The organism is Micromonospora rhizosphaerae, assembly GCF_900091465.1.
Taxonomy (GTDB): Bacteria; Actinomycetota; Actinomycetes; order Mycobacteriales; family Micromonosporaceae; genus Micromonospora; species Micromonospora rhizosphaerae.
The window spans coordinates 3,996,649-4,022,303 of the sequence record NZ_FMHV01000002.1 but is presented as its reverse complement, the minus strand read 5'-3'; the positions used below and the strand labels follow the sequence as shown (position 1 = coordinate 4,022,303).

The window sequence follows — 25,655 nt, the reverse complement described above, 5'->3', positions numbered from 1 at the left end:
GTGCGGCGCTGTCGGTGGTGGTGTCGGTGGTGGTGGTGCCGGTCCGGCGGCCGCTGGTCCTCGGGAGAGGGCCAGCGGCCACGGACCCGTCAGTTGTGCTGGTGCTCGCCGCCGTCGGTGGCGGGCGCCGAGGCGGCGCCGTGCTGGTGGTCCATGCCGGGCGGCATGTTCCCGTTCTCGTCCAGGACGTGCAGCATGGTCGACATCCCGGCGTCGGAGTGGAACTGCATGTGGCAGTGCAGCATCCAGTGCCCCGGTCCGACCGAGTCGCCGGCCACCACCTGGACTCCGAAGGAGTCACCGGGGCCGAGCGTCTTGTTGTCGATGACCGGTATGGAGTCGGCGAACGGCTGGCCGTTGCTCACCATCCCCGTGCGGGTGTCCGCCCAGGAGTGCCCGTGCAGGTGGAAGGTGTGCATGTCGTTGCCGATGCCGACGACGATGAACTCGACCCGCTCCCCCTTGCGCGCCACCAGGCAGGTGGGGCCGGGCTGGGGGTTCACCTCCGTGCAGGTGTCCGTGGCCTCGCCCCGGCGCAGGTTGATGCTCTGCCGGTCACCGAAGACCACCGTGTAGGTCCGGTCCGGCTTCGGGTCGCCGGGACGGCGGACGACCAGGCCGCCGAAGAGGCCGGCGGAGAGGCCCTGGGTGCCGTGCGGGCCACCCACCACGTGGTCGTGGTACCACCAGTAGCCGGCCGTGCCCTGCGCCCCGGTCTTGTTGTTGCGCGGCGCGGCGTACCAGGTGTACGTGCGCGACTGACCCGGCGGGACGAACGATGCGCTCTGCACCGTGCCGTCAGACTCCTGGGTGTACTTCACCCCGTGTACGTGCAGCGAGACGCCGAGCGGATGGGCCGGGTTGGTGCGCAGCGCTGCCAGCGTCTCGGCGGAGACCTGGTTGTGCAGGGTGATGGCGAGGCACTCCCCCTCCATCATCTCCATGGTCGGGCCCGGGTAGGACGCCGTCTCCGGGGTGAGGCCGTAGCCGAGCCGGATCTGGGTGCCGTCCTTTGGCAGCTCCACCGCGTACAGCTGGATGCTGCGGTCGGGCTTGACGCAGCCGTCCGGCCGCTCGGCGAACATCCCGGTGCCGGCGACCGCCAGCCCGCCGGCACCGACCAGAGTGAGCAGCACGACCGCCGCCACCACCAGCATGCGCCGGGCGCCGGTACGCGGACGCTCGGGCCGGCCGCCCAGCGGGCCGGTGGACCCGGTCGTCGGGCCGACCGCCGACCCGGGCTTCGGCGCCGGGCCGTCCTCCACCAGCCGCCAGGCGCTCACCGGGCACCCCGCAGCTCGACCATGCGCTGGTAGCTACGCTCCGCGGCACCCAGCGACCCCGGCGGGTTGGGCTGGGCGTTCGGCGCGGTGTCCTGCTCCCACAGGAATTCGAAGCGCCCCCGGCCCTTCAGCTCGTCGAAGAACTCGGCGAACGGGATGACTCCGGCACCGAACTCGACGTCCAGGTAGGAGTTGCCCTGCTGCGGGTCGGGCAGCGGGACGCCGTCCTTGACGTGGAACATCGGGTAGCGGTGCGGCTGGGCGTTCACATAGTCGACCGGGCGGAAGCCGGGGTACTTCCGGGCGCCGCCGTACGCCCACAGGATGTCCATCTCCAGGTACACGTACCGCGGATCGGTGAGCTCCAGGAACAGGTCGTACAGCCGCACGTCGGGCCGGTCGACGGCGAAACTGAACTCGATGGTGTGGTTGTGCTGGTAGAGCTTGATGCCGCGGGCCGCGGCGGCCGCGCCCCACGCGTTGAACTCCGCGGCGGCCGCCTGGTACCCGGCGATGGTGCGGTTCCCGGTGGGCGCCTGGGCGGTGCCGATCGCCGGCATGCCGAGGGTCTCGGCGACGTCGAGTTCCAACTCCAGGTTGGTGCGGAAGTCGGCCAGCCCGCGGTGGCTGCCCGCCGCCTTCAGCCCGTTGTCGTCGAGCAGCTGCCGGATCTGAGTGGGGGTGATCGGGCCGGCGGCGCCCTGGGTGTAGCCGGCGAACTCCACCTCCCGGTAGCCGATGCGGGAGAGCTCCTCGAAGACCGGGGCGAAGCCGACCTGCGCGATCTTGTCGCGAACGCTGTAGAGCTGGATGCCCATCTGGCCGCGCGGGATCAGGTGACCGTTCGACTCGCCGTCCGACGCGCAGGCCGGCGCGACCCCGGTCAGGCTGGCCGCGCTGACCGCCACGGTGGACCCGGCGAGTCCCCGTAACAGCGTTCGGCGATCGATCCTGTGTTTTGCCATGGTTGGTTCCCTTTCCTCGGTCAGCAGCAGGTGCTGGGATTGGCGGAGGAGGAGGACGTCCCGGTCGGGCAGCACGGGGAGAGTGGCGCGATCCGCACGTTGCGGAAGCTGATGACGTCGGCGGCGCCGTGGTTCTGCAGGCCGATGTATCCGCTGGCGCTCTGCCGTCCGGCGCCACCGGGGTCGTCCGCCCGGGGTGGGGTGAACACCGCGTCCGGGGTGTTGACGTAGTCGTTGATCAGCACCCCGTTGCGGAAGACGGAGTAGTGCTGGCCGACCACGCGGATCTCGTAGTCGTTCCAGGTGCCCTTCGGGGTGACGTTGGCGCCGGCCAGGTCGACCCGGTCGAAGCCGTACACCGATCCGCTCTTGTACTGGTCACCGTCGGGTCGGTCGAGGATCTGCAGCTCGTGGCCGTACTTGATGGCCACCCACTCCGGGCGGGACTCGTCCGGGTGCTGGTGCACGTTCGGGAAGCGGACGAAGACCCCGCTGTTGGCCCGGCCGTCGCCGGTGGCGTCGTCGCGCCACTGCAGCTTGAGGGAGAAATCGCCGTACGCGGCCACCGGGAACCAGAGCATGCCCAGCCCCGGTACCGGCCGGCTGGTGATCGACCCGTCGGCGTTGCGGGTGAAGTCGCCCGCGCCGACCTGCTGCCACCGACCGAAGGACGCCGCCGAGTTGTCGAGCAGCGGCTGGTAGCCGTTCTTCTCGTCCGGCTTGCCGACGCCGGAGCGACCGGCGGCGCTCACCAGGCGGCCGTGCTCGTGGTGGGTGATGACGCCCAGGTGGTGCAGGTGCTCGGCGATCGTGGTCACGTAGGAGACGAACTCGCCGTGGTTGGGCCAGGTCCGCTCGTCCTCGATGACGTTGTTGATCGTGCAGTCACCCTCGACGACCCGGTTGGGCACGCCGCTGTCCACGGTGCCGAGCCACACGGTCGGCCGGGTGTCCTTCACCGGGCAGTCGGGGCCCGGCCCGCTCGCCACCACCGTGAAGGTGACCGACGCGGTACCCGAGGTGTTGCCGGCCTTGTCGGTGGCCCGGTAACTCAGCGTGTGCTGACCCGGCTGGTTCACCGTCACCGGCGCCGAGTACCGGGCGTACGGCTGCGCGTCGAGGGAGTACTCGATGCGGTCGACCCCCGAGCCCGCGTCCGTCGCGGACAGGATGACGGTGGCGCTTCCGACGTACGCGCCGTTGTTGTCAAGCTGCCCGGACACGGCGGCGGTCGCGGTCGGTGGGCTGGTGTCCGGCGCGGGTGGCTCGACCACCGTGAAGGACACCGACTGCGGCGCGGAGGTGTTGCCCGCCTTGTCGGTCGCCCGGTAGCTGACCGTGTGCTGGCCCGGCTGGTTGACCGTCACCGGCGCCGAATAGGCGGCGTACGGCTGCCCGTCCAGGGAGTACTCAATCCGGTCGACGCCGGAGCCGCTGTCGGTGGCGGAGACCGTCACCGTGGCGCTCCCGACGTACGCGCCGTTGGCGTCCTGCTGACCCGTCACCGCCGCGGTCACCGTCGGCGGGGTGGTGTCGGCCGGCGGCGTCTCCACCACCGTGAAGGACACCGACTGCGGCGCGGAGGTGTTGCCCGCCTTGTCGGTCGCCCGGTAGCTGACGGTGTGCTGGCCCAGATGGTTGACCGTCACCGGCGCCGAGTAGGCGGCGTAGGCGCCGCCGTCGAGCGCGTACTCGATCCGGTCCACGCCCGACTGCGTGTCGGTGGCGGACAGGGTCACCGTGGCGCTGCCGACGTAGTTGCCGTTGGCGTCCTGCTGACCCGTCACCGCCGCGGTCACCGTCGGCGGGGTGGTGTCGGCCGGCGGCGTCTCCACCACCGTGAAGGACACCGACTGCGGGGAGGACGTGTTGCCCGCCTTGTCCGTGGCCCGGTAGCTCACCGTGTGCTGACCGGGCTGGTTCACCGTCACCGGCGCCGAGTAACCGGCGTACGGCTGCCCGTCGAGGGAGTACTCGATCCGATCCACACCCGAGCCGCTGTCGGTGGCGGACAAGGTCACCGTGGCGCTGCCGACGTAGTTGCCGTTGGCGTCCTTCTGGCCCGTCACCGCCGCGGTCACCGTCGGCGGGGTGGTGTCGGCCGGCGGTGTCTCCACCACCGTGAAGGACACCGACTGCGGGGAGGACGTGTTGCCCGCCTTGTCCGTGGCCCGGTAGCTCACCGTGTGCTGACCGGGCTGGTTCACCGTCACCGGCGCCGAGTAGGCGGCGTAGGCGCCGCCGTCGAGCGAGTACTCGATGCGGTCCACGCCGGACTCGGTGTCCGTGGCGGAGACGGTCACCGTGGCGCTGCCCACATACGCGCCGTTGGCGTCCTTCTGGCCGGTCACCGCGGCCGTCACCGTGGGCGGAGTGGTGTCCGTCGGGGGCGGTTCGACGACCGAGAACGAGACGGACTGCGGCGACGAGGTGTTGCCCGCCTTGTCCGTGGCCCGGTAGCTCACCGTGTGCTGACCCGCCTGGTTCACCGTCACCGGCGCCGAGTACGTGCCGAACGGCCCCCCGTCCAGGGAATATTCGACCCGGTCGACGCCCGAGCCGCTGTCCGTCGCCGACAGGGTCACCGTCGCACTGCCCACGTACGCCCCGGTGGGGTCCTTCTCCCCGGACACCGTGGCGGTCACCGTGGGCGGCGTGGTGTCCGACCCGCCACCGCTGACCACCAGGAGCCCGGTCATTCCGCCGTGGCCGGGGATGGAGCAGAAGTATCGGTAGGTGCCGGGCGACAGCACCACGTCAACGGTCCAGCGGCCCCCGTTGCTGTCCGTCGGATCCGCCAGGATGTTCACGTCGACGTCGCTGTTGTACCTCGGGTCGCCCGTTTCGAACGTGAGCGTGTGCTGCATCCCGGTGGTGTTGCCGGTGGCCCGGCTGTTCTCGAAGACCAGAGTGGCCGGCCCGGCCGTGGCGGTGGTCGGCGCCGACAGGTACGACAGGAAGTTGTCACCCGCGGTCCAGGTGAGGACCTGGGCCTGCAATTGCGTCGACGACGAGCTCGCCGCGGCCGTCGCGGAACGTTCCAGGTCGGTCGGACGCGCGTTCGCCGGGGAGGCGGCCAGGCCGGTGATCAGCAGCAGCGCCATCGTGGCGATGGCCGCCAGCGATCTCCGGAGCCGGCTCACCGTGAGCCGACCGCGCGGTGCATGTGGGTTCATGGATGCCTCTCTCACGGTCCGGAAAGACCGGGCGGAACGGGCGTCGGCCCGTCGACGACATGGGTTCCCCACCCGTCGGCCCCTCCCTGGCCGCACGGGGTCCTCGGCCGTGCCCGGCGGCCACGGTCGTCTAATGTGGATGAATGGTCCGATCTCAGCGGCGGCCGGATCGCACGTGGATCGGACAGGGTTCCGCGTCGGAGCTGACGGGGTGTTGTCGGGTACGGACGGACATCGGTCGAGCCGTGGCGCGTGTCAGCGCCAGGTCGCCGCGTTGCAGCGCTGACCCCGGGGTGGCCATCTCTGGCCGGTCGTGGCCTCCGGACGTGTTGCGCCGCCTGAAGGGCCACAGTCGAGAGCTACCGTGCCGGTAGTTCATCTCCGCGAAACATATTGATGGTGCCCGACACTACTAACTTCCCCACAGCGTGTCCATAGCTTTCGTTGATCCAGTGACTACTTTTCTACGCTGCAGACGAAAGTGGCGGTAGATTCCTACCGCGACCTCAGGCCGGCGTGGCCAGCACGTCATGGATTGCCCGCCGCGGGACGGCGGCCATCAAGGGAACCACCGTCGCCCGTCGGCAATCGGCCGGAAGTGCGCCCGCGACATCGCCCGAACGAACGCTCCCCGAGGGCGGTACGGAGGAGGGCGGAGATACGCCATCCGCACACTACGGCAATGCCCACAACCCGGACAGGCGTCCGTCCACTGCGGAGAGCGTTAGGGCTGATCAGGGGCCATCGAAGATCATGGCTTCCTGAAGCGCTGCGTCGCTGAGGCGACCGAAACGAGACGGTTGCCCGGGTCACCCATTGATCTGCGTCTCCGCCCGTGTGATCGTGCTCCCGCGACACACCGACCCCCGGTGCGTCGTGACGGTGGTCGATCCATCCGAAGCAGGCCGGCAGCTCCGGAGACCATCGCCCCGCCTCAGCGCCAGACGCGGCGTGCGTCCCCACCGGGCTCCGCACGTCGCCGAGGAACAGGAGCGTACCCCCTTGAAGCTCGCACCCCGACTCGTCGCGCTCTCCGGCACCGCCGCGGCCGGCCTGATCGCCGCCGGCACCGCCGCGGCCGTGCAGGCCGCGCCCCCCAGCCCCGCCCCCGACGCCGCCCAGGCCCGCGCGCTCGCCGCCAGCTCGGCGGCCGCGCTGGTCGCCAACCGCCCGCAGTATCTGCACGCCAGCCCCGACGACGCGTTCGTGCAGAAGCCGGTCATCACCGCCGACGGCACCCAGTACGTGCCCTACGAGCGCACCTACAAGGGCCTTCCGGTGACCGGTGGTGACTTCGTCCTCGCGACGAGCGCCACCGGCCAGCTGAGGTACGCCTCCGTCGCCCAGGAGCGGGCCATCGGCAACCTGACCACCACGCCGAAGCTGGCGGCCGCGGCGGCGGAGCAGACCGCCCGCACACAACTACCGACGGTCAACGCCGTCGAGGGCACCAAGCTGGTCGTCTACACCCTGGGCAGCGAGCCGGCCCTGGCGTGGGAGACCACCCTCACCGGCCGGGACGCCGAGGGCCCCAGTCGGCTGACCGTGGACGTGGACGCCATCACCGGCACGGTGTTGCGCAAGCAGGAGCACATCGTGCACGGCACCGGCACCGGCGCGTGGAACGGGCCCAGCCCGCTCACGCTCAACACCACCTTCTCCGGCAGCACGTACTCGATGAGGGACCCGAACGTCACCAACCAGAGCTGCCAGGACGCCGCCACCAACACGACGTTCACCGGCTCGGACGACGTCTGGGGCAACGGCACCGCCACCAACAAGGAGACCGGCTGCGTCGACGCGCTGTTCGCCGCGCAGACCGAGCACCGGATGCTGTCGCAGTGGCTCGGTCGCAACGGCGCCGACGGCAACGGCGGCGCCTGGCCCATCCGGGTCGGGCTGAACGACCAGAACGCCTACTACGACGGCACGCAGGTCCAGATCGGCAAGAACACCTCGGGCCAGTGGATCGGCTCGATCGACGTGGTCGCTCACGAGATCGGGCACGGTATCGACGACCATACCCCCGGTGGCATCTCGGGCAACGGGACCCAGGAGTTCGTCGCCGACACCTTCGGCGCCGCGACCGAGTGGTTCGCCAACGAGCCGTCCACCTACGACGCCCCGGACTTCCTGGTCGGCGAGAAGATCAACCTGGTGGGCAGCGGCCCGATCCGCAACATGTACAACCCGTCGGCCCTCGGCGACCCCAACTGCTACTCCAGCAGCATCCCCGGCACCGAGGTGCACGCGGCGGCCGGCCCGGGCAACCACTGGTTCTACCTGCTGGCCATGGGCAGCAACCCGACCAACGGCCAGCCGACCAGCCCGACCTGCAACGGCAGCACCGTGACCGGACTCGGCATCCAGAAGGCCATGAAGATCATGTACAACGCGATGCTGATGAAGACGACGGCCTCGTCGTACCTGAAGTACCGCACCTGGACGCTGCAGGCGACGAAGAACCTCTACCCGGGTAGCTGCACCGAGTTCGACACGGTCAAGGCGGCCTGGAACGCGGTCAGCGTGCCGGCCCAGACCGGCGACCCGACCTGCAGCACCAGCACCACCCCGCCACCCACCGGCACCTGCTCGGGCCAGAAGCTGGCCAACCCCGGCTTCGAGTCCGGCAACGTGAGCTGGACCGCCACCTCCGGCGTCATCGACAGCTCCACCGGCCAGCCGGCGCACAGCGGCTCGTGGAAGGCGTGGCTCGACGGGTACGGCACGACCCACACCGACACCCTGTCGCAGTCGGTGACCGTCCCGGCGGGCTGCCGGGCCACCCTCACCTTCTGGCTGCACATCGACACGGCCGAGTCGGGCAGCACCGTGTACGACCGGTTGACCGTCCAGGCCGGCGGCACCACGCTGGCCACCTACTCCAACGTCAACGCCGCGACCGGCTACGTCCAGCGGTCCTTCGACGTCTCGTCGCTGGCCGGCACCACCGCCACCATCAAGTTCACCGGCACGGAGGACGTCTCGCTGCAGACCTCCTTCGTCGTCGATGACACCGCGCTCACCCTGAGCTGACCACAGCGGAAGCGGTCGGTCGTCGTCCTCCCGGCGACCGACCGCTTCCTCCTGTCAGCCATGGGTCGGGTGCCCAGGCCCGCTCAGTACGTCAGGCCGTACCCCTGCGGGAAGAGCGGGACCTGCCCGTCGCCGGCGTTGATGGGCTGCTGACTGACCGAGTTCATCCAGGTCATCGGCAGGGTCCCGGTCGGCGCGGTCACTCCGAAGAGGACGTCGGCGACGCCGGCGCCCTCGGTGCCGGGCAGCCACGAGGCCAGCAGCGCGTCCCAGCCGGGCAGCTCGGCCGCGATGTCGAGCGGCCGGCCGGACACCAGGACCACGATCACCGGCACGCCCACCTTGCGCAGGGTCGAGATGGTTCGCAGGTCGTCCCGATCCAGGCTCATGCTGCCGGTCCGGTCGCCCTGGCCCTCGGCGTACGGTGTCTCGCCCACCACGGCGATCGCGGCCCGGTAGCTGCCGTCGATGCCGGTGCCGCGCTGGTTGTAGGTGACCGTCGTGCCTGGACCGACCGCGGCCCGGATGCCCTGCAGGATGGTGGTGCCCGGCGTGATGTTGCCGGAGGAGCCCTGCCAGGAGATGGTCCAGCCGCCGCTCTGGTTGCCGATGTTGTCGGCGTTCTTGCCGGCCACGAAGATCTTGTTGTTGTCGCGGGCCAGGGGCAGGACGCCGCCGGCGTTCTTCAGCAGCACCTGCGACTGCCGGACGGCCTGACGGGCGAGCGCCCGGTGCGCCGCACTGCCGACGGTCGGGGTCCAGCTGCGGTCGGTGAACGGCCGCTCGAAGAGGCCCAGCTCGAACTTCTTGGTGAGGATGCGCCGGTTCGCGTCGTCGATCCGGCTCAGCGGGATGTGCCCGTTCTGCACCTCGGCACGCAGGGTGCTGATGAAGGTCTTCCAGGCCGTGGGCACCATGACCATGTCGATGCCGGCGTTGACCGCCGCGGCGACCTCGGCGGCGGTGAAGCCGGGGCTGCCGTCGATCTGGTCGATGCCGTTCCAGTCCGAGACGACGAATCCGCTGAAACCGAGTTCGCCCTTGAGCACCGTGCTGATCAGGTACTGGTGGCCGTGCATCTTCACGCCGTTCCAGCTGCTGTAGGAGATCATCACCGAGCCGACGCCGCGCTGGACCGCCGCCTGGAACGGTGGCAGGTGGATCGCCCGTAGTTCCGCCTCGCTCAGCTCGGTGTTGCCCTGGTCGTCGCCGCCCGTGGTGCCCCCGTCGCCGAGGTAGTGCTTGGCGGTGGCCAGCACCGACGTGGGCCCGCCGAGCGACGGGCCCTGGAGCCCGGTGATCACAGTTGTGAGGTCGGAGGGGATGTCCGGCGTCTCGCCGAACGACTCGTAGGTCCGGCCCCACCGGTCGTTTCGCGCCACGCAGAGGCAGGGTGCGAAGTCCCAGTCGACGCCGGTGCCGGAGACCTCCTCGGCCACCGCCTGGCCGATCTGCTGCACCAGGGCCGGGTCGCGGGTCGCCCCGAGGCCGATGTTGTGCGGGAAGATGGTCGCGCCGACCACGTTGTTGTGCCCGTGCACGGCGTCCATGCCGTAGATCATCGGGATGGCCAGCGGCGTGGCGAGGGCACCCCGCTGGAAGGCGTCGTACATGTCCGCCCAGCTGGTGGCGTTGTTCGGCGAGGGTGCGGAGCCGCCGCCGGAGAGGATCGAGCCCAGCCGGTAGGTGGTCAGGTCGGCGGCGGTCACCGACCCGCGCTCGGCCTGGGTCATCTGGCCGATCTTCTCGTCCAGGGTCATCCGGGAGAGCAGGTCGGCGACGCGGTTGGGGACGGGCAGGGTCGGGTCCTGGTACGGGTAGGTCGCGGCGGCCGCCGCCGGTGGCGCGACCAGTCCGACGAGCGCGACGAGGAGCAGGGCGAGGGAGGGCGGGCCGGCGATGCGGCGGCGGGGGACGGGGATCACGGGTCACTCCTCTCGGAGGAATGGTGAGGCCGTTCACCGGCACCATATGCCACCCCGACATCGATGAACACCGCTGGCCGGCCGGAACTGTGAACAGTCCTGCCGATTCACCGTCCGCCCAGCACCTCGTTCTGTCGCGGGCTACGGTGACGGGTCCGGCGGCATCACTCGCAGACCGGTGCCTCCGGCGGCGATGGGGCGAGAGATCGAGGCGAGGTGGCGGCGACCAGCCGGATCAGGTTGAGCGGCAACGTGCTCAACCTGCCGCTGCAGCAGCCGGCGGCCAGGCCGTGGACGCGCTGGACGAGGCGATCCGGGTCATCCGGGAGGTGTGGGCCGTCGACCGGCGCGGCGGGGTCCGGGTCGAGGGCGAGCACTATGCCGGGCAGGTGTGACGGCCGGGCGACGCCCGCCGCATTCCCGATCGCCCCTGGCCATGCCGTGACCTAGCTGACTTTGGTTTTCCTAAGCCAGAGGCGTACGGTCGTCGGCATGACGGACTTCCTCGATCAGCGGGACGCCTGGCTGACCACCAACTGCTCGATCGCGCGCGCCATCGAGGTGGTCGGGAACCGGTCCACCCTCCTGCTGCTGCGGGAGGCGTCGTTCGGCACCCGTCGCTTCGACGACTTCGCTCGGCGGGTGGGCATCAGTGAGCCGGTCGCCGCCGCACGGCTGAAGCAACTCGTCGCCGACGGGCTGCTCGAACGGCGGCCCTACCGGCAGCCCGGGCAGCGCACCCGGGACGAGTACGTCCTGACCCGCAAGGGACAGGAACTGCTTCCGGTGCTCACCGCGCTGCGGCAGTGGGGCGACGCCTGGGCCGCCGACGAGGCCGGCCCGTCCGTCCGCGTCGAGCACCACGACTGCGGCGCGGCCGTGCACGCGCGACTGCGCTGCGAAGCCGGGCACGACGTGCCGCCCGCCGAGATCGACGTACGCCCCGGGCCGGGGCTGCTGCGCCGCTGAACGCCCGTCGGTACCCCCTCACCCTCAGGAGCAGCACATGAAGATCGCTGGACGTACGGCCCTCGTCACCGGCGCCAACCGCGGATTCGGCCGCCACCTGGCCGCCGAGCTGGTGGCGCGGGGCGCCACCGTGTACGCCGGTGCCCGCAACCCCGACAGTGTCGACCTGCCGGGCGTGACACCGGTCAGGCTGGACATCACCGACCCGGACTCCGTGGCCGCGGCCGCCGAGGTCGCCGGCGACGTCACCCTTCTGATCAACAACGCCGGCCTGAGCACCGGGGCGGATCTGCTCGACGGCGACCTGGCGAAGATCCGGCTGGAGATGGAGACCCACTACTTCGGCACGCTGTCGGTGGTACGCGCCTTCGTGCCGACGATCGCGGCCAACGGCGGCGGGACCATCCTGAACATCCTGTCCGCGCTGTCCTGGGTCAGCTTCCCGCAGACCGGGGCGTACAGCGCGGCCAAGTCCGCCGAGTGGTCGATGACCAACGCACTGCGGACGCAGCTCGCCGATCGGGGGATCCGGGTCGCCGGCCTCCATGTCGGTTACATGGATACGGACATGACCGCCCGAGTGTCCGCACCGAAGTCGGACCCGGCGGACATCGCCCGGATCGCCGTCGACGGCATCGAGGCCGACCGGTACGAGATCGTCGCCGACGACACCTCCCGGCAGGTGCGGGCCGGTCTGTCCGGTGGGGTCGCCGCGCTCTACCCCCAGCTGCCCTGACCGCCAGGCGTCGTGGATCGGGGGGCCTGCCCCCGATCCGGCCGTCAGAGCAGCGGGCCGGGGCACAATGGGGTGATGCGGCTGGGGTACGCCCACCAGGCAGTCCTCGACATGGCACCGGACGCCGACACACGGGCACCCGGGGCGGCCATCACCACCGTCCTCTGCGGTCACTGGGAACACGAGCCGCCGTGCCCAGTCGCATCGCACCACACCGGTGCGGAGCGGATCGGCGACGAGGTGCGCTTGCGCATCCTCTTCGCCACCGAACCGCACCTCGAGCAGCGCGTCCGGCAGGACATCGACCGGGCCTTGGCGCGGGGCCAGCTGGTCAGCCCCGACGGCACGACGACCCGGTGGCGACTGCGGCTGAGCGGACGGAGCGAGCCGTCGGCCAGGGAGGCGGAGCACCTGGAACGCCTGACCCGCGGGTAGTCCCGGGCCCAGGCGGAGAAGGAGCCTGGGCCCGGACCGGGGATCGACGCGTCGAGGTCCTACAGCGTGCGGGCGAGCCGGTCGGCGAGGATCCGGGTGAACCGGGACGGGTCGGCCAGCTCCCCGCCCTCGGCGAGCAGCGCCATGCCGTACAGCAGCTCGGCGGTTTCCGCGAGGGACTCACTCTCGGCGCCCTGCTCGTGGGCCTTGCGCAGCCCGGTCACCAGGGGGTGGCTCGGGTTGAGCTCGAGGATCCGCTTGACCCGCGGGACCTCCTGGCCCATCGCCCGGTACATCTTCTCCAGCGTCGGCGTCATGTCGTGCGCGTCGCCGACCACGCAGGCGGGCGAGGTGGTCAGCCGGGAGGAGAGCCGCACCTCCTTGACGCTGTCGGCCAGCTTGCCGCTCATCCAGGACAGCAGCTCGGCGAAGTCCTTCCGCTCCGCCTCGGCCTTCTCCTTCTCCTCGTCGGTCTCCAGGTCGACCTCGCCCTTGGCGATCGACCGCAGCGGCTTGCCGTCGAACTGGCCGACCCGCTCGACCCACACCTCGTCCACCGGGTCGGTGAGGATCAGCACCTCGTACCCCTTGGCCCGGAACGCCTCCATGTGCGGCGAGTTCTCGATCATCGACCGGGACTCGCCGGTGGCGTAGTAGATGTCGCCCTGGCCGTCCTTCATCCGCTCGACGTAGTCCCGCAGGGTGGTCGGCTCGGCCGGGTCGTGGGTGGAGGCGACCTGCACCAGGTCGAGGATGGCCTCGGTGTTGTCGGCGTCCTCGAGCAGCCCCTCCTTGACCACCGCGCCGAACTCCGTCCAGAAGGTGCGGTAGCGCTCGGCCTGGGCGGTCTTCATCACCTTGAGGGTGGCCAGCACCTTCTTGACCAGGCGGCGGCGGACGGCCCGGATCTGGCGGTCCTGCTGGAGGATCTCCCGGGAGATGTTCAGCGACAGGTCGTGGGCGTCCACCACGCCCTTGACGAAGCGCAGGTAGTTGGGCATGAGCGCGTCGCAGTCGTCCATGATGAAGACCCGCTTGACGTAGAGCTGCACGCCCCGGCGGCCCTGCGGCGCGAACATGTCGAGCGGGGCGTGCGAGGGCAGGAAGAGCAGCGCCTCGTACTCGAAGGTGCCCTCGCCGCGCATGTGGATGGTCTCCAGCGGGTCGGCCCAGTCGTGGCTGACGTGCTTGTAGAACTCCTTGTACTCGGCCTCGTCGACCTCGTCCCGGGAGCGGGCCCAGAGCGCCTTCATCGAGTTGAGGGTCTGCACCTCGCTGGTGGTGGCGCCGTCCTCACCGGAGCGCTCGACGGTCATCCGGATCGGCCAGGCGATGAAGTCGGAGTACCGCTTGACGATCTGCCGGATCGTCCACTCGGTCGTGTAGTCGTGCAGGTTGTCCTCGGCGTCGGCCGGCTTGAGGTGGAGGGTCACCGAGGTGCCCTGCGGGGCGTCGTCGACGGCCTCGATCGTGTAGGTGCCCTCGCCGGTGGACTCCCACCGGGTGCCACCGCTCTCCCCGGCCCGGCGGGTCAGCAGGGTGACCTCGTCCGCGACCATGAACGTCGCGTAGAAGCCGACGCCGAACTGACCGATCAGCTCCTGCGACGCCCCGGCGTCGGAGGACTCGCGCAGCTTGCCCAGCAGCTCGGCGGTGCCCGACTTGGCGATCGTGCCGATCAGCCGGACGACCTCGTCGCGGGACATGCCGATGCCGTTGTCCCGCACGGTCAGCGTGCGGGCGTCCTTGTCGACCTCGAGCTCGATGTGCAGGTCGGAGACATCGGCCGCCAGCTCCTTGTCGATCATCGACTCCAGCCGCAGCTTGTCCAGCGCGTCCGACGCGTTCGAGATGAGTTCGCGCAGGAAGATGTCCTTGTTCGAGTAGATCGAGTGGACCATCAGCTGGAGCAGCTGACGGGCCTCGGCTTGAAACTCCAACGTCTCAACCCGGTCGCTCACACCGACTCCTCTCACCGCAGAAGGATCCGCCGGAAAGGATACGGGCCGTGTCTCCCCGGGCAGCAGACGGTGGCGAGATCAGCCTGGTCCAACCAGTTGACGGGTTGATGTGTCGGGGACCACACTGCTGCCTATGGCCTTCGCTCCCGTCCCCCGCGCCTCGGTCTCCGACCACGTCTTCGGCCAGCTCCGCGACGCCATCGTCGGCGGCCGCTACCGGCCCGGGGACACCCTGCCCGGCGAGCGGGAGCTGGCTGCGGCCTTCGCCGTCAACCGGCACGCCATTCGGGAGGCGCTGCGCCGGCTGCAGCAACTCGGGCTGGTCCGGGTCAGCCAGGGCGGCGCCACCCGGGTGCTGGACTGGCGGGTGCACGCCGGGCTCGACCTGGCGCTCTCGCTGACCCAGTCCGACGACGTACTCCCGGTGGAGACGCTGGTCCGAGACATGCTGGAGATGCGGGCCTGCGTCGGCATCGACGCGGCCCGGCTCTGCGCCGAGCGCGGCGACCCGGCGGTCTCGGCCGCGGTGGTCCGGGCCGCCGACGAGTACGGAGCACTCGCGCCCGACCTGCCACGGATGAACGAGGCCGACATCGCGATGTGGCGGCTCATCGTCAGCGGCTCCGGCAACACGGCCTACCTGCTGGCCTTCAACAGTCTGGTGGCCGGCACGCTGGCCGTCGGCGACGTGCCGCCGGACGGTCGGGCCGCCGAACTGCTCGACGTCGCCGGTCACCGGCGGCTCGCCGCCGCGATCGCGGCCGGCCAGGGCGCGGCCGCCGCCCGGCACGCCCGGGCCCTGCTGGCCGCCCCGGTCACCACCCCCACCACCCCGTCCGGAAGGGAAGCGCGCGCATGATCCCCGCCGTGCTCTACGCCGTCCCGGCGTTCCTGCTGCTCATCATCATCGAGGCCCTCTCCTACCGGTTCGCGCCGGACGACGACGAGCGCGGCTACGAGCTGCGCGACACCACCACCAGCCTCTCCATGGGCGTCGGCAGCCAGGTCATCGGGGTGCCCTGGAAGCTGCTCACCGTCGGGGTATACGCCGCCGCGTGGACGGTCGCGCCGATCCACCTCTCCCCCGGTGACTGGTGGACCTGGGTGCTGCTCTTCTTCGCCGACGACCTGGCCTACTACTGGTTCCACCGGCTGCACCACGAGGTGCGGCTGTTCTGGGCCGGGCACGTGGTGCACCACTCCAGCGTCTTCTTCAACTTCTCCACCGCGCTGCGGCAGAGCTGGACCCCGATGACCTCCCTGCCGTTCTGGCTCGGCCTGGCGCTGCTCGGCATCCCACCGTGGATGATCTTCCTCCAGCAGTCGGTCAGCCTGCTCTACCAGTTCTTCCTGCACACCGAGCGGATCACCGTGCTGCCCCGGCCGATCGAGTTGATCTTCAACGCCCCGTCGCACCACCGGGTCCACCACGGCGCCAACGCCGAGTACCTGGACCGCAACTACGCCGGCATCCTGATCATCTGGGACCGGCTCTTCGGCACCTTCGAGCCGGAACGCGCGGCCGTCAGCTACGGCCTGACCAAGAACATCAACACGTACAACCCGCTGCGGGTGGCCACCCACGAGTACGCCTCGATCTGGGCCGACGTCCGGACGGCCACATCCTGGCGGCACCGGCTCGGCTACCTCCTCGGTCGGCCCGGCTGGCAGCCGGCCCGGTGAGGCGGCTCTGGCCGTTCGCCGTCGTCGCCACCGTCGAGCTGATCGGCGTCGCGCTGGACTCGACCATGCTGCAGTGGCTGACGAAGCCGCTGCTGGCGCCGTTGCTGCTGGCGTACCTGTGGAGCGCCCGCCGCCGGGTCGACGGGGTGGCGGTGGGCCTGGTGTTCGCGACCGCCGGGGATGTCGCTCTGCTGCTGCCGGGCCGGTTCGCATTCCTGGTCGGCATGGCGTGCTTCCTCGGTACCCAACTCGGCTTCCTCAGCGCGTTCCTCCGGCACCGCCGGCCGTCGCTCGCGGCGGTGGCCGGCTACCTCTCGCTCTGGGCGGTGGCCAACGCGCGGCTGTGGGACGCCCTGGGACCGCTGCGGCTGCCTGTGCTCGGCTACAGCCTGGCGCTGTCCCTGATGGCCGCCGCCGCGACCGGCGTCTCCCGGCGGGCGGCGGTGGGCGGAGCGCTCTTCCTCGGCTCGGACCTGCTGATCGGACTGGGCACGGCCGGCGTCGCCGTGCCCGGGCAGGGGCTGCTCGTGATGAGCACCTACATCGGGGCGCTCTTGCTGATCACCACCGCCTGGGTCTCCCTGCGGCGGGTCTCCGCGGCGCCGGATTCGTCGGCCCGCGACGCCCGCTCCCGGCAGTGCCGGGTCTGACCGGACGATCATCCGTCGCCGCCGGCGCCGGCCGGCACCGCCGGTATCCTGCACACCGTCAACCAGCGGATACCCCATCGGGAGGTCGTCCTGTCCAGGGACACGGAGCGCAAGCTCATCGCCTCCAACAAGAAGGCGCGCCACGACTACACGATCCTCAAGACCTACGAGGCGGGGATCGTGCTGGCCGGCACCGAGGTCAAGTCGCTGCGCGAGGGCCGGGTGTCGCTGGTCGACGCGTTCGCCCAGGAGCGGGACGGCGAGATCATGCTGTACGGGCTGCACATCGCCGAGTACGGCTACGGCACCTGGACCAACCACCAGCCCCGGCGGACCCGGAAGCTGCTGCTGCGCCGGGTGGAGATCGGCCGGATCCTGGAGAAGCTGCGCGAGGGCGGCGTGACCCTGGTGCCGCTGTCGATGTACTTCGCCGGCGGCTGGGCCAAGGTCGAGCTGGGCCTGGCCAGAGGCAAGAAGTCGTACGACAAGCGGCAGGCGCTCGCCGAGCGCGACGCCAACCGGGAGATCGCCCGGGAGCTGGGCCGCCGGCTCAAGGGCGCCCACCGCCCGACGCGCTGAGGAATCTGGCGGCCCAGGGTTGGCCGCCGCCTGCGCGGGTAGTCATCGGCGCCAGCCGGGTGCCGGCCCCTCGGCCCGTACCCGTCATGAACTGCTGCCCGCGTTCGGGGGTCGCGGACCGATGGATGCCTCACCCTCTACCAGCGGCCAGCGGAGGTCGGACGACATCGTGGAACTGAGGGTCCACGGGGTGTCCGGAGTGGGTCCGGGTGAGGTGCTCGACCGGCCGCACGTTCAGCAGGTGGCCGGCGACCGCAGCGGCGGCTTCTACCGCCCCCGACCGGGCTACCCGGACACGCGCGGACCCGGCGGGGTGGTGCTGGAGGCGTACCGGTGGAGTGAACTGGCGTCCGGCACCGCCACACGGACCCTGTCACTGGTGTTCCTGCTGCCGTTCATGCTGAGCAACGTGGCGATCTGGATGCATCCGGCAGGACGGGGATCCGGCGCCGGCGTGAAGGTCCTGTGCCGGCTCCTTGCGCTCAGCCTCACGCTGCTGTACGTACTGTCGGTGGTCGGCGTCGCCCTGGACCTGATCGCCTGGGAATGCATGGCCTCGGCCCGCTGTCTCGCCGGGCGCAACTGGGTGTCCTGGCTGGGCGGCCGCCCGGTCGAGCTCCGCCTCGCGGTGCTGGCCCTGGTGCCGGTTGCCGCCATCGGGCTGGTCTGGCTGCTGGGCGCTCGCCCCGGTCGCTCGTACGCCGCGTTCCGGGCGCCGACGGGTGAACCCGAGGTCATCAACCTCAGCCTGGTGGGAAGGGACGCCCTGCCGATGGTGCGGCGGTTACGGGCGGTCCACGTCGCGGCCGCGTTCGCCATGCTGGACCTGACCCTGCTCGCCGCCCGCGCGGCCACGGGCCCTTCCGCCGTGACCATCGCCCTGCTGACCCTCGCCGCTGCGGTGCTGGTCGCCTGCGCGGTGATGGTCGGCGCGCCCGCGCTGGTCGAAGGGGGCGCCAACCTGGCCACGGACCGGGCGGCGTCTGCGCTGCGCGCCGCCGGGTGCGGCCTGACCGTGCTGACTCTCGGCGTCGTGGTGCTGGACCCGACCCCGTGGCCACGCACGGACGGATTGCCGGGGTACGACGAGATCGTCGCCTGGGTGTTCGTCATGCAGACGGCAGTGCTGGCGGCGCTCGGCCTGCTGGTGCTGCGGCAGCGCGGTGGCCGGGAGCGCCGACCGACGCTGCTGCGCGGAATGGGGGCGCCGGCCATCGCGGCCGGGGCGGTCGGGCTGGCGGTGGTCTTCTCCGCCGACCTGGTCTACCGGATGGCGTACTTCCTCAACCGGCGCCCGCCCGCGCAGCGACCGGGCGACCTGGCGGCCCCGCCGCTGGCGTACAAATGGGCGATCTTCGTCTTCTTCCTGGTGGTGATGGTCGCCGCGGTTGTCGGCGGCGCGCAGACCCTGCTGTCCGGGCCGGCGCGACGACGAGCCGCGGCGGCCATCGTCGCCGGGGATTTTCCGGCGGCCCCGCCGCAGGCGGCCGACCGGGTGCGGCGGGTAAGGAAGGTCATCGCCCGGGCGCGGTTCACCGAGCGGCTGGGACCGGCGGCCATCGCGCTCACCGCCAGCGCCAGCACCCTCGGCCTGGCGGCGAGCGCGCTGGCGCTGGCGGGTCGGCCACCCGCCCCGCTCATGGAGCATCTCTTCGGCGTGCCGAGCGAATTCGTGAATTTCGGGCTGACGACGGGCAGCTACCTCATCGTGGGCATCGTCGCCGCCCTGGTGATCGGCGGACTCTTCGCCTACCGGACACCGGAGTTCCGCCGGTACGTCGGCGTGCTGTGGGACCTCGGTACCTTCTGGCCTCGGACGGCCCACCCGTTCGCCCCACCCTGCTACGCGGAACGGGCCGTGCCGGAGCTGACGAAGCGGATCTGCTACCTGGCCGACCACTACCGCGGAGTGCTGCTCACCGGGCACAGCCACGGCTCGGTGCTGCTGGCCGCGACGGTGCTGCAACTGCCCCCGCAGGTGCGGCAGCGGATCGCGCTGCTGACCTACGGCTCGCCCCTGAACCGCCTCTACGCTCAGCTCTTTCCCGCCTTCCTCGGCGAGGACATGCTGCGGGAGGTGGGCGACCGGATCGGGTGGCGCTGGGTGAACCTGTGGCGGGACACCGATCCCATCGGCGGCTGGGTCTTCGCCCCCAATCGGCCCGGCGAACGGCCAGTGGCGGGCCCGGCCGGGAGCGTGGACCGCCGGCTACGGGATCCGGAGGACGTGGTGCCGCCGGCCAGCGACAGCGTCCCCCCGCCCATCAAGGGACACTGGCCGTGCGAGTCGGACGAGCGGATCGCGGCTGCGGCCTGCGAGTTGGTCGACCGGCTCCGTGACCCGCGCCGGTGAGGCGGCGGTCAGAACGGGGCGTCCACCGACAGCCGGCGTACCTGGGTCAGGTACGGGTCCAGCTCCCCCACCTCGAACCGGCAGGTGCCGATGACGTGCCAGAACTGGCCACCCGGGTCGCCGTCGAGCTTGTACCGCCCGTCCGGGCTGACCGCCGCCCAGCCGTCCGGCAGCCCGATCAGGGTGGTCCGCAGCTGGGCGTGCTCGGGGTCGGCGACGTCCCACAGCCGGACCGTGCCGTCGTCCCCGGCGCTGGCCAGCAGGCTGCTGTCCGGGCTGAAGGCCACCGACCAGACCCGGCGGGTATGTGCGGACAGGGTGCCGTGCAGCCGTCCGGTGGCCGGGTCCCACAGCCGGATGGTCAGGTCGTCGCCGGCGGTGGCCAGCAGGTTGCCGTTCGGACTGAACGCGCAGGACCAGAGCCGGCCGCTGTGCTCGGTGAGCACGGTGCGCCGCTCGCCGGTGAGCGCGTCCCAGATCACGGCCGTGCCGTCGTTGCTGGCGCTGGCGAGCAGCGTCCCCTCGGCGTTGTAGGTCACCGCGTACACCCGGTCGGTGTGCTGTTTGAGGGTGGTCCGGCAGGTCGCGGTGGCGGCGTCCCAGAGCCGGACCAGCCGGTCGTCGCAGCCGGTGGCGATGGTTTCGCCGTCCGGGCTGAACGCGACGGACCGCACCCGGCCGCGGTGCGGGGTGAGGGTGGCGAAGTGTCGGCCCGTCCGGCGATACCACAGCCGGACGGTGTCGTCGTCGTTCGCGGTGGCCAGGGCGTCCCCGTCCGGGCTGAACGCGGCCGCCCAGACGTGGTCGGTGTTCACGTTGAGTTCCCGCTCGTCGACGCCGGTGTCGGTGTTCCACAGGTGCACCCCGCCGTCGCCGCTCGGCGAGGCGAGCAGCGGCTCGCCGGGACAGAACACCGCCGAGACCAGCCGGTCCGCCGGGCTGCTGAGCTGCCGCACCAACCGGCCGGTACGCGGCTCCCAGAGCCGGACCACACCGTCGTTGCCGCAGGTGGCCAGCACCCCGCCGTCGTCGCGGAAGGAGAGCGCGGTGACCCGCCGCCCGTGCCCGCGCAGGGTGTGCTGGCACTGCCCGGTACGCACGTCCCACAGCCGGGTGGTGCCGTCGTTGCTGCTGGTCGCCACCTGCTGCTGGTCGGGGCGCCAGGCCACCGGCCAGACCGAGCCGCGGTGCCGGGTCAGCTCGTGCCGGGGCTGGCCGTCGGCGGTGTCCCAGAGCTGGATGGCGCCGTCGCTGGCCGCCGAGGCGAGCAGGGTGCCGTCGCGGTTGAACCGGACGCTGTAGATCGCGCCGCGCTGGCGGGCGAGCGCCCGGACCGGCCGGCCGGTGGCCACCTCCCACAGGCGCAGCGCGCCGTGGGTGTCCCCGGTGGCCATCAGGTGGCCGTCGGGGTGCACGTCCAGGGCGTACACGTCGGCCTCGTGGCCGCGCGGCTGGCGCAGCAGCGTGCCGTCGGCGGCGCGCCGGATCCACACCCGGCCGTGCTGTCCGACGGCGACCAGCGACTGCCCGTCCGGGGTGTGCACGACCCGGTAGACCACCTCCGGTTCGCGGACCTGGAACGCCAGGGTGCCGGAGGCGACGTCCCAACCGCTGAGCACGCCGGCGCTGTCCGCCACGACCAGCCGCCGGCCGTCGGGACTGAACGAGGTGCCCCAGATCGGGGCGGCGTGCCCGGTCCACTCCTGCCGCAGCCGGGCGGTGCGGGTGTCGTAGAGGCGCACAACGCCGGCGGCGTCGCCGACCACCAGCCGGCCCCGGGCCCCGTCGATGAGCAACGGCCAGACCCAGCCGGCGAAGACGTCCTCGATGACGTGCCGCACGTCGCCGTGGTCGGCGTCCCACAGCCGTACGGTGAGGTCGGCCGCGCCGGTGACCAGCTGGTGCGACGCGGCGTCGAAGCGGACGGCGTAGACCCGCCCCCGGTGCCCCTGCAGGGTGCGCACCGGCAGGCCGGTCATCGTGTCGCAGATCAGCACGCCACCGTCGTCGCTGCCGACGGCGAGGACCGCCCCGTCCGGGCTGTACGCCACCGGAATGGGCAGCCGGCCCACCTCGAAGCCGAAGGAGACGCCGACCGCCGACGGCCACAGACCGGGCACCACCGGGCGGCCGGGCGCCACCACGGCGCCCCGCAGCTCCGGCGCGCGGAGCAGGGCCGCGTCGGCGACCACGTCGATCAGCGCCGCCCGGCGCCAGCTGCTGCCGGTGATCCGGGCGTCGCGCAGGTCGGCCCGGAACAGCCGGGCCCCGGCCAGGTCGGCGTCGCGCAGGTCGACCCCGTCGAGGTGGGTCTGGTCGAGGCGGGCCCCGCGCAGCCGCGCGTGTTCCAGCCGCGCCTCGGTCAGGTTGGTCGCTACCAGCCGGGTGGCACTCAGGTCGGCGCCGGTCAGGTCCGCCCGGGCCAGCTCCCGGTGGGACAGGTCCTCGCCGCGCAGCGAGGCGCCGCGCAGGTCGGCCCGGTCCGGCAGCCGCAGGCGGGCGCTGAGCCGCAGCGCATTGGCCCGGACGGTCTCGCCGGCGTTCTCGTCGCCGAGCACCCGGGCCGTCCAGGCGGTGCACCGCCGCGGGTCGGCGAGGTCCCCGAGGAACTCCACGGTCAGCGGCGACAGTGGGCGGACCGCCAGTGCCGCGGGGTCCTCCCCCCGGTTGAACTGGGCGGCGATCCCCTCGGCGACCAGCCACTCCATCACCGAGGTGTGGATGAATCCGAACAGCCCGTCGTCGGTGCGTACCAGCAGGCTGCCGGCGCCCACCGCGTGCATCGCCTGCTGGCTCGACAACCGCGACTCGGCCAGCCCGGCCAGCTCGCTCGCGACCTCAGCGAGCTCAGCCAGCCGCAGGTAGGACTCGCCGCTCTCCCAGAGCTGGAAGGCCAGACGGCTCACCGCCGCCCACAGCTCGGGGTGGCGCAGGTTGACCGGCGCGCCCGGCACCCCCTGGGTCCGCCGCTCCTCGAAGTCCAACCAGGACTCCAGGATCTCCCGGTAGAGCGCCGCCGCGCTGAACGTCCCGCCCGCCCCGGCGACCGAGGCGAGCCGCCCGTCGTCGAGGTTGGCGATGAAGCCGAGCATCCGCGGGTTGCGGGAGAGGCCGAGCAGGTCCTTCACCCCGGCCAGCAGCTCCATCCGATCCCGGGCGGCCTGCTCGTCACCGCCGTACCGGTTGCGCAGGAAGGTCTGGATCTGCCCGGGGGTGAAGTCCTCGATGGCCAGTACGCGCCGGTGCGGCAGCAGTCCCACCCGCTCGCCGAGCGCGGTCAGCACCTGCGAGTTGGTCTTGAAGTGCTGGGTCCGGCTGCTCACCACGATCTTGGCGTTCCCCTCGGCCGCCTGGAGCAGCGTCTCCAGGTGGTCCGCCGCCCGGTCGTAGGTCACCCGGGCCACCAGCTCGTCGAAGCCGTCGAAGAGCAGCACGATCCGGCCCTGGCGGAGCATGTAGCGGAACGCCTTGAGGTCGATGACCTGCTCACCGTGGTTGGCCAGGTGCGCGGCGACCAGCCCGTCCACCGAGTGCGCCTTGTCCAGGGCGCGCAGCTCCACCAGGATCGGGATCAGGTCCGGCGCGGCGGTGGGCAGCCGACGGGCCACCTCGCGCAGCGCGAACGTCTTGCCCCGGCCGAAGTCGCCGAGCACCAGCGCGAACCGCCCGTCCGGCTCGGAAATCAGCTCGAGCAGCTCCTCCACCACGTCCTCGCGGACCCGCTGGTCGGCGCCGACCAGGTACCGGTAGCGCTGTGGCACGTACTGTTCGGGCGGGTAGAGCCGGTCGGCCTGAAGCCGGGCGGTCTGTGCGCCGACGTACTCGCGCAGATCCAGCAGCCCCTGGAACTCGGTCAGGTGCAGCACCCGCACCCCGCGCCGCTGCGCCTCCTCGGCCAGTCCCCGCGGGATCCGGTCGCCGTCGTAGACCAGCTCGGAGGGGATGTCCGGGTCGGTGGCGTGCACCCGGCGGGCGAACTGGTCGACGTCGTCGGCGGTGGGGGTGCCGACGTGCGCGCCGACCCGCTGCTGGCGGACCACCCCGTCGGCCCGGTAGGTGACGAACAGGTGCGGCGGCACGGCCGGGACCCGGCGGACCAGCACGCGGTCGTGCCGGGCCTCGCACACCTCGGCCAGCCGGTCCAGCAGCCGCACCACCGGCGCCTGCACGGCCACGGGCGGCGCGACCGCCGGCACGTCGGGGGGCGTCGCGCCCTGGGTCGGGCCCTCCACGGCGGTCGGCTGCCGCGGGTCGGGCACCTGCGCCGGGCCGGCCGCGCCGAACGTCGCCCCCGACCGCGGCCAGCGCACCGCCGTCGGCTCGCCCACCTCGTGACGGTCGTCGCGGCCGAGCACCCAGCGGGTCATCCCGTCGGCGGCCAGCCGCAGCACCTGCGCCCGGCCGTCGCGCGACGCGGTGGAGACCGGCACCACCGGGTCGGCCGGCGCGCCGGCCGGGGCGGCGTCGGTGAGGAGCAGGTTGAGCATCGGCGCGACCAGCCGGTGAAACGATCCCCGGTCGCGCAGCGTCGCCCCGTCGCCCACCGGACCCTCCTCGGCGTACGGGGTGCGTGGGCCGGGGGCGTGCGCCATCGCGCCCAGCCGCAGCCAGCCGGACTGCTGGTAGTGACGCAGCCGCTGGGCGAACCAGGTGGCCTGGGCCTCGCCGAGGATGCCGTACCGGTCCTCCTCGCGGTGGGTGATCGCGACGGTCGAGTTCAGCCCGGCGACCACGATCCGCAGATCCGGCACCCCGAACAGCGTCCACGGCTGCTCGCTGTCGAAGATGCGGTCCTCCAGGCCCTGGTAGAGCTCGTCGAAGAGCCGCGCGTAGTGCCGCCACTTCGGCCAGTACGGCGGCTGGGGGTCGACGTCGTCGGCCTCGCAGGTGGCGAAGTACGCCCGGCTGGCCGCCATGGTGACGTCCCGCGGCCCGGGGACCACGACCAGCCGGTGCGGCTCCAGCCCGAGCAGCACCCGCAGCCCGGTGAGGAAGCTCAGCGCGTCGGAGAACTCCCGCGGACTGCCCGACTCGGTCAGGTTGCCCGCCACCACCAGCAGATCCGGCCGCGGAACGCCGTCGTTCATCAGCAGGGTCAGGTCGCCCATCAGGTGTTCCTGCAGCTCGCCCGGGGTGACCGGGGCGCCCGGCTCGATCATCCCCCGGCCGAAGCGCGGCCCGGCCACCTGGAGCACCGTCACGGCGCTGCGGGACTCGGGCACGGCGGCCGCCGCGGGCGGGAACGGCGGCGGGTTGATCGGCGCACGCCGGCGCGGCGCGGACACGCCGGTGGTCGGCGCGCTGAGCACCCCGGCCGGGCCGGTCGGATGGTGCGGGAAGGCCGGCTGCAGAACCGGCTTCGCCCGGCCGTTCAGCGCCTCCCGGATGCGGTCCAGCACCCGGGCCCGCGCCTGCGCCGGATCGGTGACCCCGACCAGGTCGACATAGGTGATGGTGGCCAGCAGGCCGTCGACCGGGCAGTCCTCCACCCGTACGGTGACCAGCTTGCTACCGGTGCCGTCCGGATCGGCCCGCAGCGCGGCCTGCCACTCCAGCTTCCCGTACGTCGAATGCAGGTAGCGCTCGGAGAGGACGGCGACCACGACCGCCGCCTCGCGGACGCCCCGGTCCATGAAGTCGATGAAGTTGGTGCCGGCAACGAAGTCCCACGCCTGGAGCATGGTGCGGTAGCCGGCGGCCTCGAACTCCCAGGCGAGCCAGGTCGCCCAGCGCTCGTCGGCCGGCGAGTAGCTGATGAAGAAGTCGATCGGGCGGTCGGACCGGGTGGGGTGCGCGCCTGCAGACACATGGCCATTATGGACACCGATCGTCAATCTGTGGGCACCGTCGGCAGCCGCAATCGCCGCGTCGACGCTGCCCTGGGTGGCATCGATGTGCGAGGAT

15 protein-coding genes are annotated in these 25,655 nt (G+C 71.8%); 9 read left to right on the top strand and 6 right to left on the bottom strand.

Features of this window, described 5'->3' with window-relative positions; all coding sequences use genetic code 11:
- Positions 1 to 89: 89 nt before the first annotated feature.
- Genes GA0070624_RS18905 through GA0070624_RS18895 form a run of 3 tightly spaced genes read right to left on the bottom strand, consistent with a single transcriptional unit; the run spans position 90 to position 5,424 of the window.
- A complete protein-coding gene (locus tag GA0070624_RS18905; protein ID WP_218105198.1) occupies positions 90 to 1,283 on the bottom strand; it encodes a multicopper oxidase domain-containing protein in 1,194 nt (397 codons plus the stop codon).
- The gene (locus GA0070624_RS18900; RefSeq protein ID WP_091349053.1) at positions 1,280 to 2,248 is read right to left on the bottom strand and encodes a sugar phosphate isomerase/epimerase family protein; all 969 of its coding nucleotides are present in this window, start codon (positions 2,246 to 2,248) and stop codon (positions 1,280 to 1,282) included. The genes GA0070624_RS18905 and GA0070624_RS18900 overlap by 4 nt, the downstream gene beginning before the upstream one ends.
- Positions 2,249 to 2,268: 20 nt before the next feature.
- Positions 2,269 to 5,424, bottom strand: coding sequence for an OmpL47-type beta-barrel domain-containing protein (locus GA0070624_RS18895; protein WP_218105197.1), 3,156 nt, complete (start codon positions 5,422 to 5,424; stop codon positions 2,269 to 2,271).
- Between the two features lie 1,002 nt (positions 5,425 to 6,426).
- On the opposite strand from GA0070624_RS18895, the gene GA0070624_RS18890 reads away from it, so the two are divergent.
- On the top strand, positions 6,427 to 8,460 hold the full coding sequence (locus GA0070624_RS18890; RefSeq protein WP_091342906.1) for a M4 family metallopeptidase: 2,034 nt from the start codon (positions 6,427 to 6,429) through the stop codon (positions 8,458 to 8,460).
- Positions 8,461 to 8,543: 83 nt separating this feature from the next.
- On the opposite strand, the gene GA0070624_RS18885 is transcribed toward GA0070624_RS18890, so the two are convergent.
- The gene (locus GA0070624_RS18885) at positions 8,544 to 10,385 is read right to left on the bottom strand and encodes a glycoside hydrolase family 3 protein (protein ID WP_245718869.1); all 1,842 of its coding nucleotides are present in this window, start codon (positions 10,383 to 10,385) and stop codon (positions 8,544 to 8,546) included.
- 492 nt (positions 10,386 to 10,877) lie between these two features.
- Here GA0070624_RS18885 and GA0070624_RS18875 point away from each other — a divergent pair, with 492 nt between their 5' ends.
- The 3 genes from GA0070624_RS18875 (at position 10,878) to GA0070624_RS18865 (ending at position 12,525) form a co-directional block, all read left to right on the top strand.
- Positions 10,878 to 11,354 carry a winged helix-turn-helix transcriptional regulator gene (locus tag GA0070624_RS18875; protein WP_091342902.1) on the top strand — a complete coding sequence of 159 codons (477 nt, stop codon included), beginning with the start codon at positions 10,878 to 10,880 and terminating at the stop codon, positions 11,352 to 11,354.
- A 37-nt stretch (positions 11,355 to 11,391) separates the two neighbouring features.
- Entirely contained in the window at positions 11,392 to 12,090 is a 699-nt protein-coding gene (locus tag GA0070624_RS18870) for an SDR family oxidoreductase (RefSeq protein WP_091342899.1), read from the top strand.
- Between the two features lie 75 nt (positions 12,091 to 12,165).
- Positions 12,166 to 12,525 carry a hypothetical protein gene (locus tag GA0070624_RS18865; protein WP_091342896.1) on the top strand — a complete coding sequence of 120 codons (360 nt, stop codon included), beginning with the start codon at positions 12,166 to 12,168 and terminating at the stop codon, positions 12,523 to 12,525.
- A 59-nt stretch (positions 12,526 to 12,584) separates the two neighbouring features.
- Here the strand turns inward: GA0070624_RS18865 and htpG are convergent, their stop codons facing one another.
- A complete protein-coding gene (gene htpG, locus GA0070624_RS18860) occupies positions 12,585 to 14,486 on the bottom strand; it encodes a molecular chaperone HtpG (RefSeq protein ID WP_091342895.1) in 1,902 nt (633 codons plus the stop codon).
- Between the two features lie 133 nt (positions 14,487 to 14,619).
- Between htpG and GA0070624_RS18855 the strand changes: the two genes are divergently transcribed.
- The 5 genes from GA0070624_RS18855 to GA0070624_RS18835 all read left to right on the top strand — a co-directional run bounded on the left by GA0070624_RS18855 (position 14,620) and on the right by GA0070624_RS18835 (position 19,751).
- Positions 14,620 to 15,345: a FadR/GntR family transcriptional regulator gene (locus tag GA0070624_RS18855; protein WP_091342893.1), complete on the top strand. Its 726-nt coding sequence runs from the start codon at positions 14,620 to 14,622 to the stop codon at positions 15,343 to 15,345.
- The gene (locus GA0070624_RS18850) at positions 15,342 to 16,169 is read left to right on the top strand and encodes a sterol desaturase family protein (RefSeq protein ID WP_091342890.1); all 828 of its coding nucleotides are present in this window, start codon (positions 15,342 to 15,344) and stop codon (positions 16,167 to 16,169) included. The genes GA0070624_RS18855 and GA0070624_RS18850 overlap by 4 nt, the downstream gene beginning before the upstream one ends.
- Positions 16,166 to 16,819, top strand: coding sequence for a lysoplasmalogenase (locus GA0070624_RS18845; RefSeq protein ID WP_245718868.1), 654 nt, complete (start codon positions 16,166 to 16,168; stop codon positions 16,817 to 16,819). The genes GA0070624_RS18850 and GA0070624_RS18845 overlap by 4 nt, the downstream gene beginning before the upstream one ends.
- A 90-nt stretch (positions 16,820 to 16,909) precedes the next feature.
- Positions 16,910 to 17,398, top strand: a complete 489-nt coding sequence (gene smpB, locus GA0070624_RS18840) for an SsrA-binding protein SmpB (protein ID WP_091342887.1) — start codon at positions 16,910 to 16,912, stop codon at positions 17,396 to 17,398.
- 190 nt (positions 17,399 to 17,588) lie between these two features.
- A complete protein-coding gene (locus GA0070624_RS18835; RefSeq protein WP_245718867.1) occupies positions 17,589 to 19,751 on the top strand; it encodes a hypothetical protein in 2,163 nt (720 codons plus the stop codon).
- Between the two features lie 8 nt (positions 19,752 to 19,759).
- Here the strand turns inward: GA0070624_RS18835 and GA0070624_RS18830 are convergent, their stop codons facing one another.
- On the bottom strand, positions 19,760 to 25,558 hold the full coding sequence (locus GA0070624_RS18830) for a WD40 domain-containing protein (RefSeq protein WP_091342883.1): 5,799 nt from the start codon (positions 25,556 to 25,558) through the stop codon (positions 19,760 to 19,762).
- Between the last annotated feature and the right edge of the window lie 97 nt (positions 25,559 to 25,655).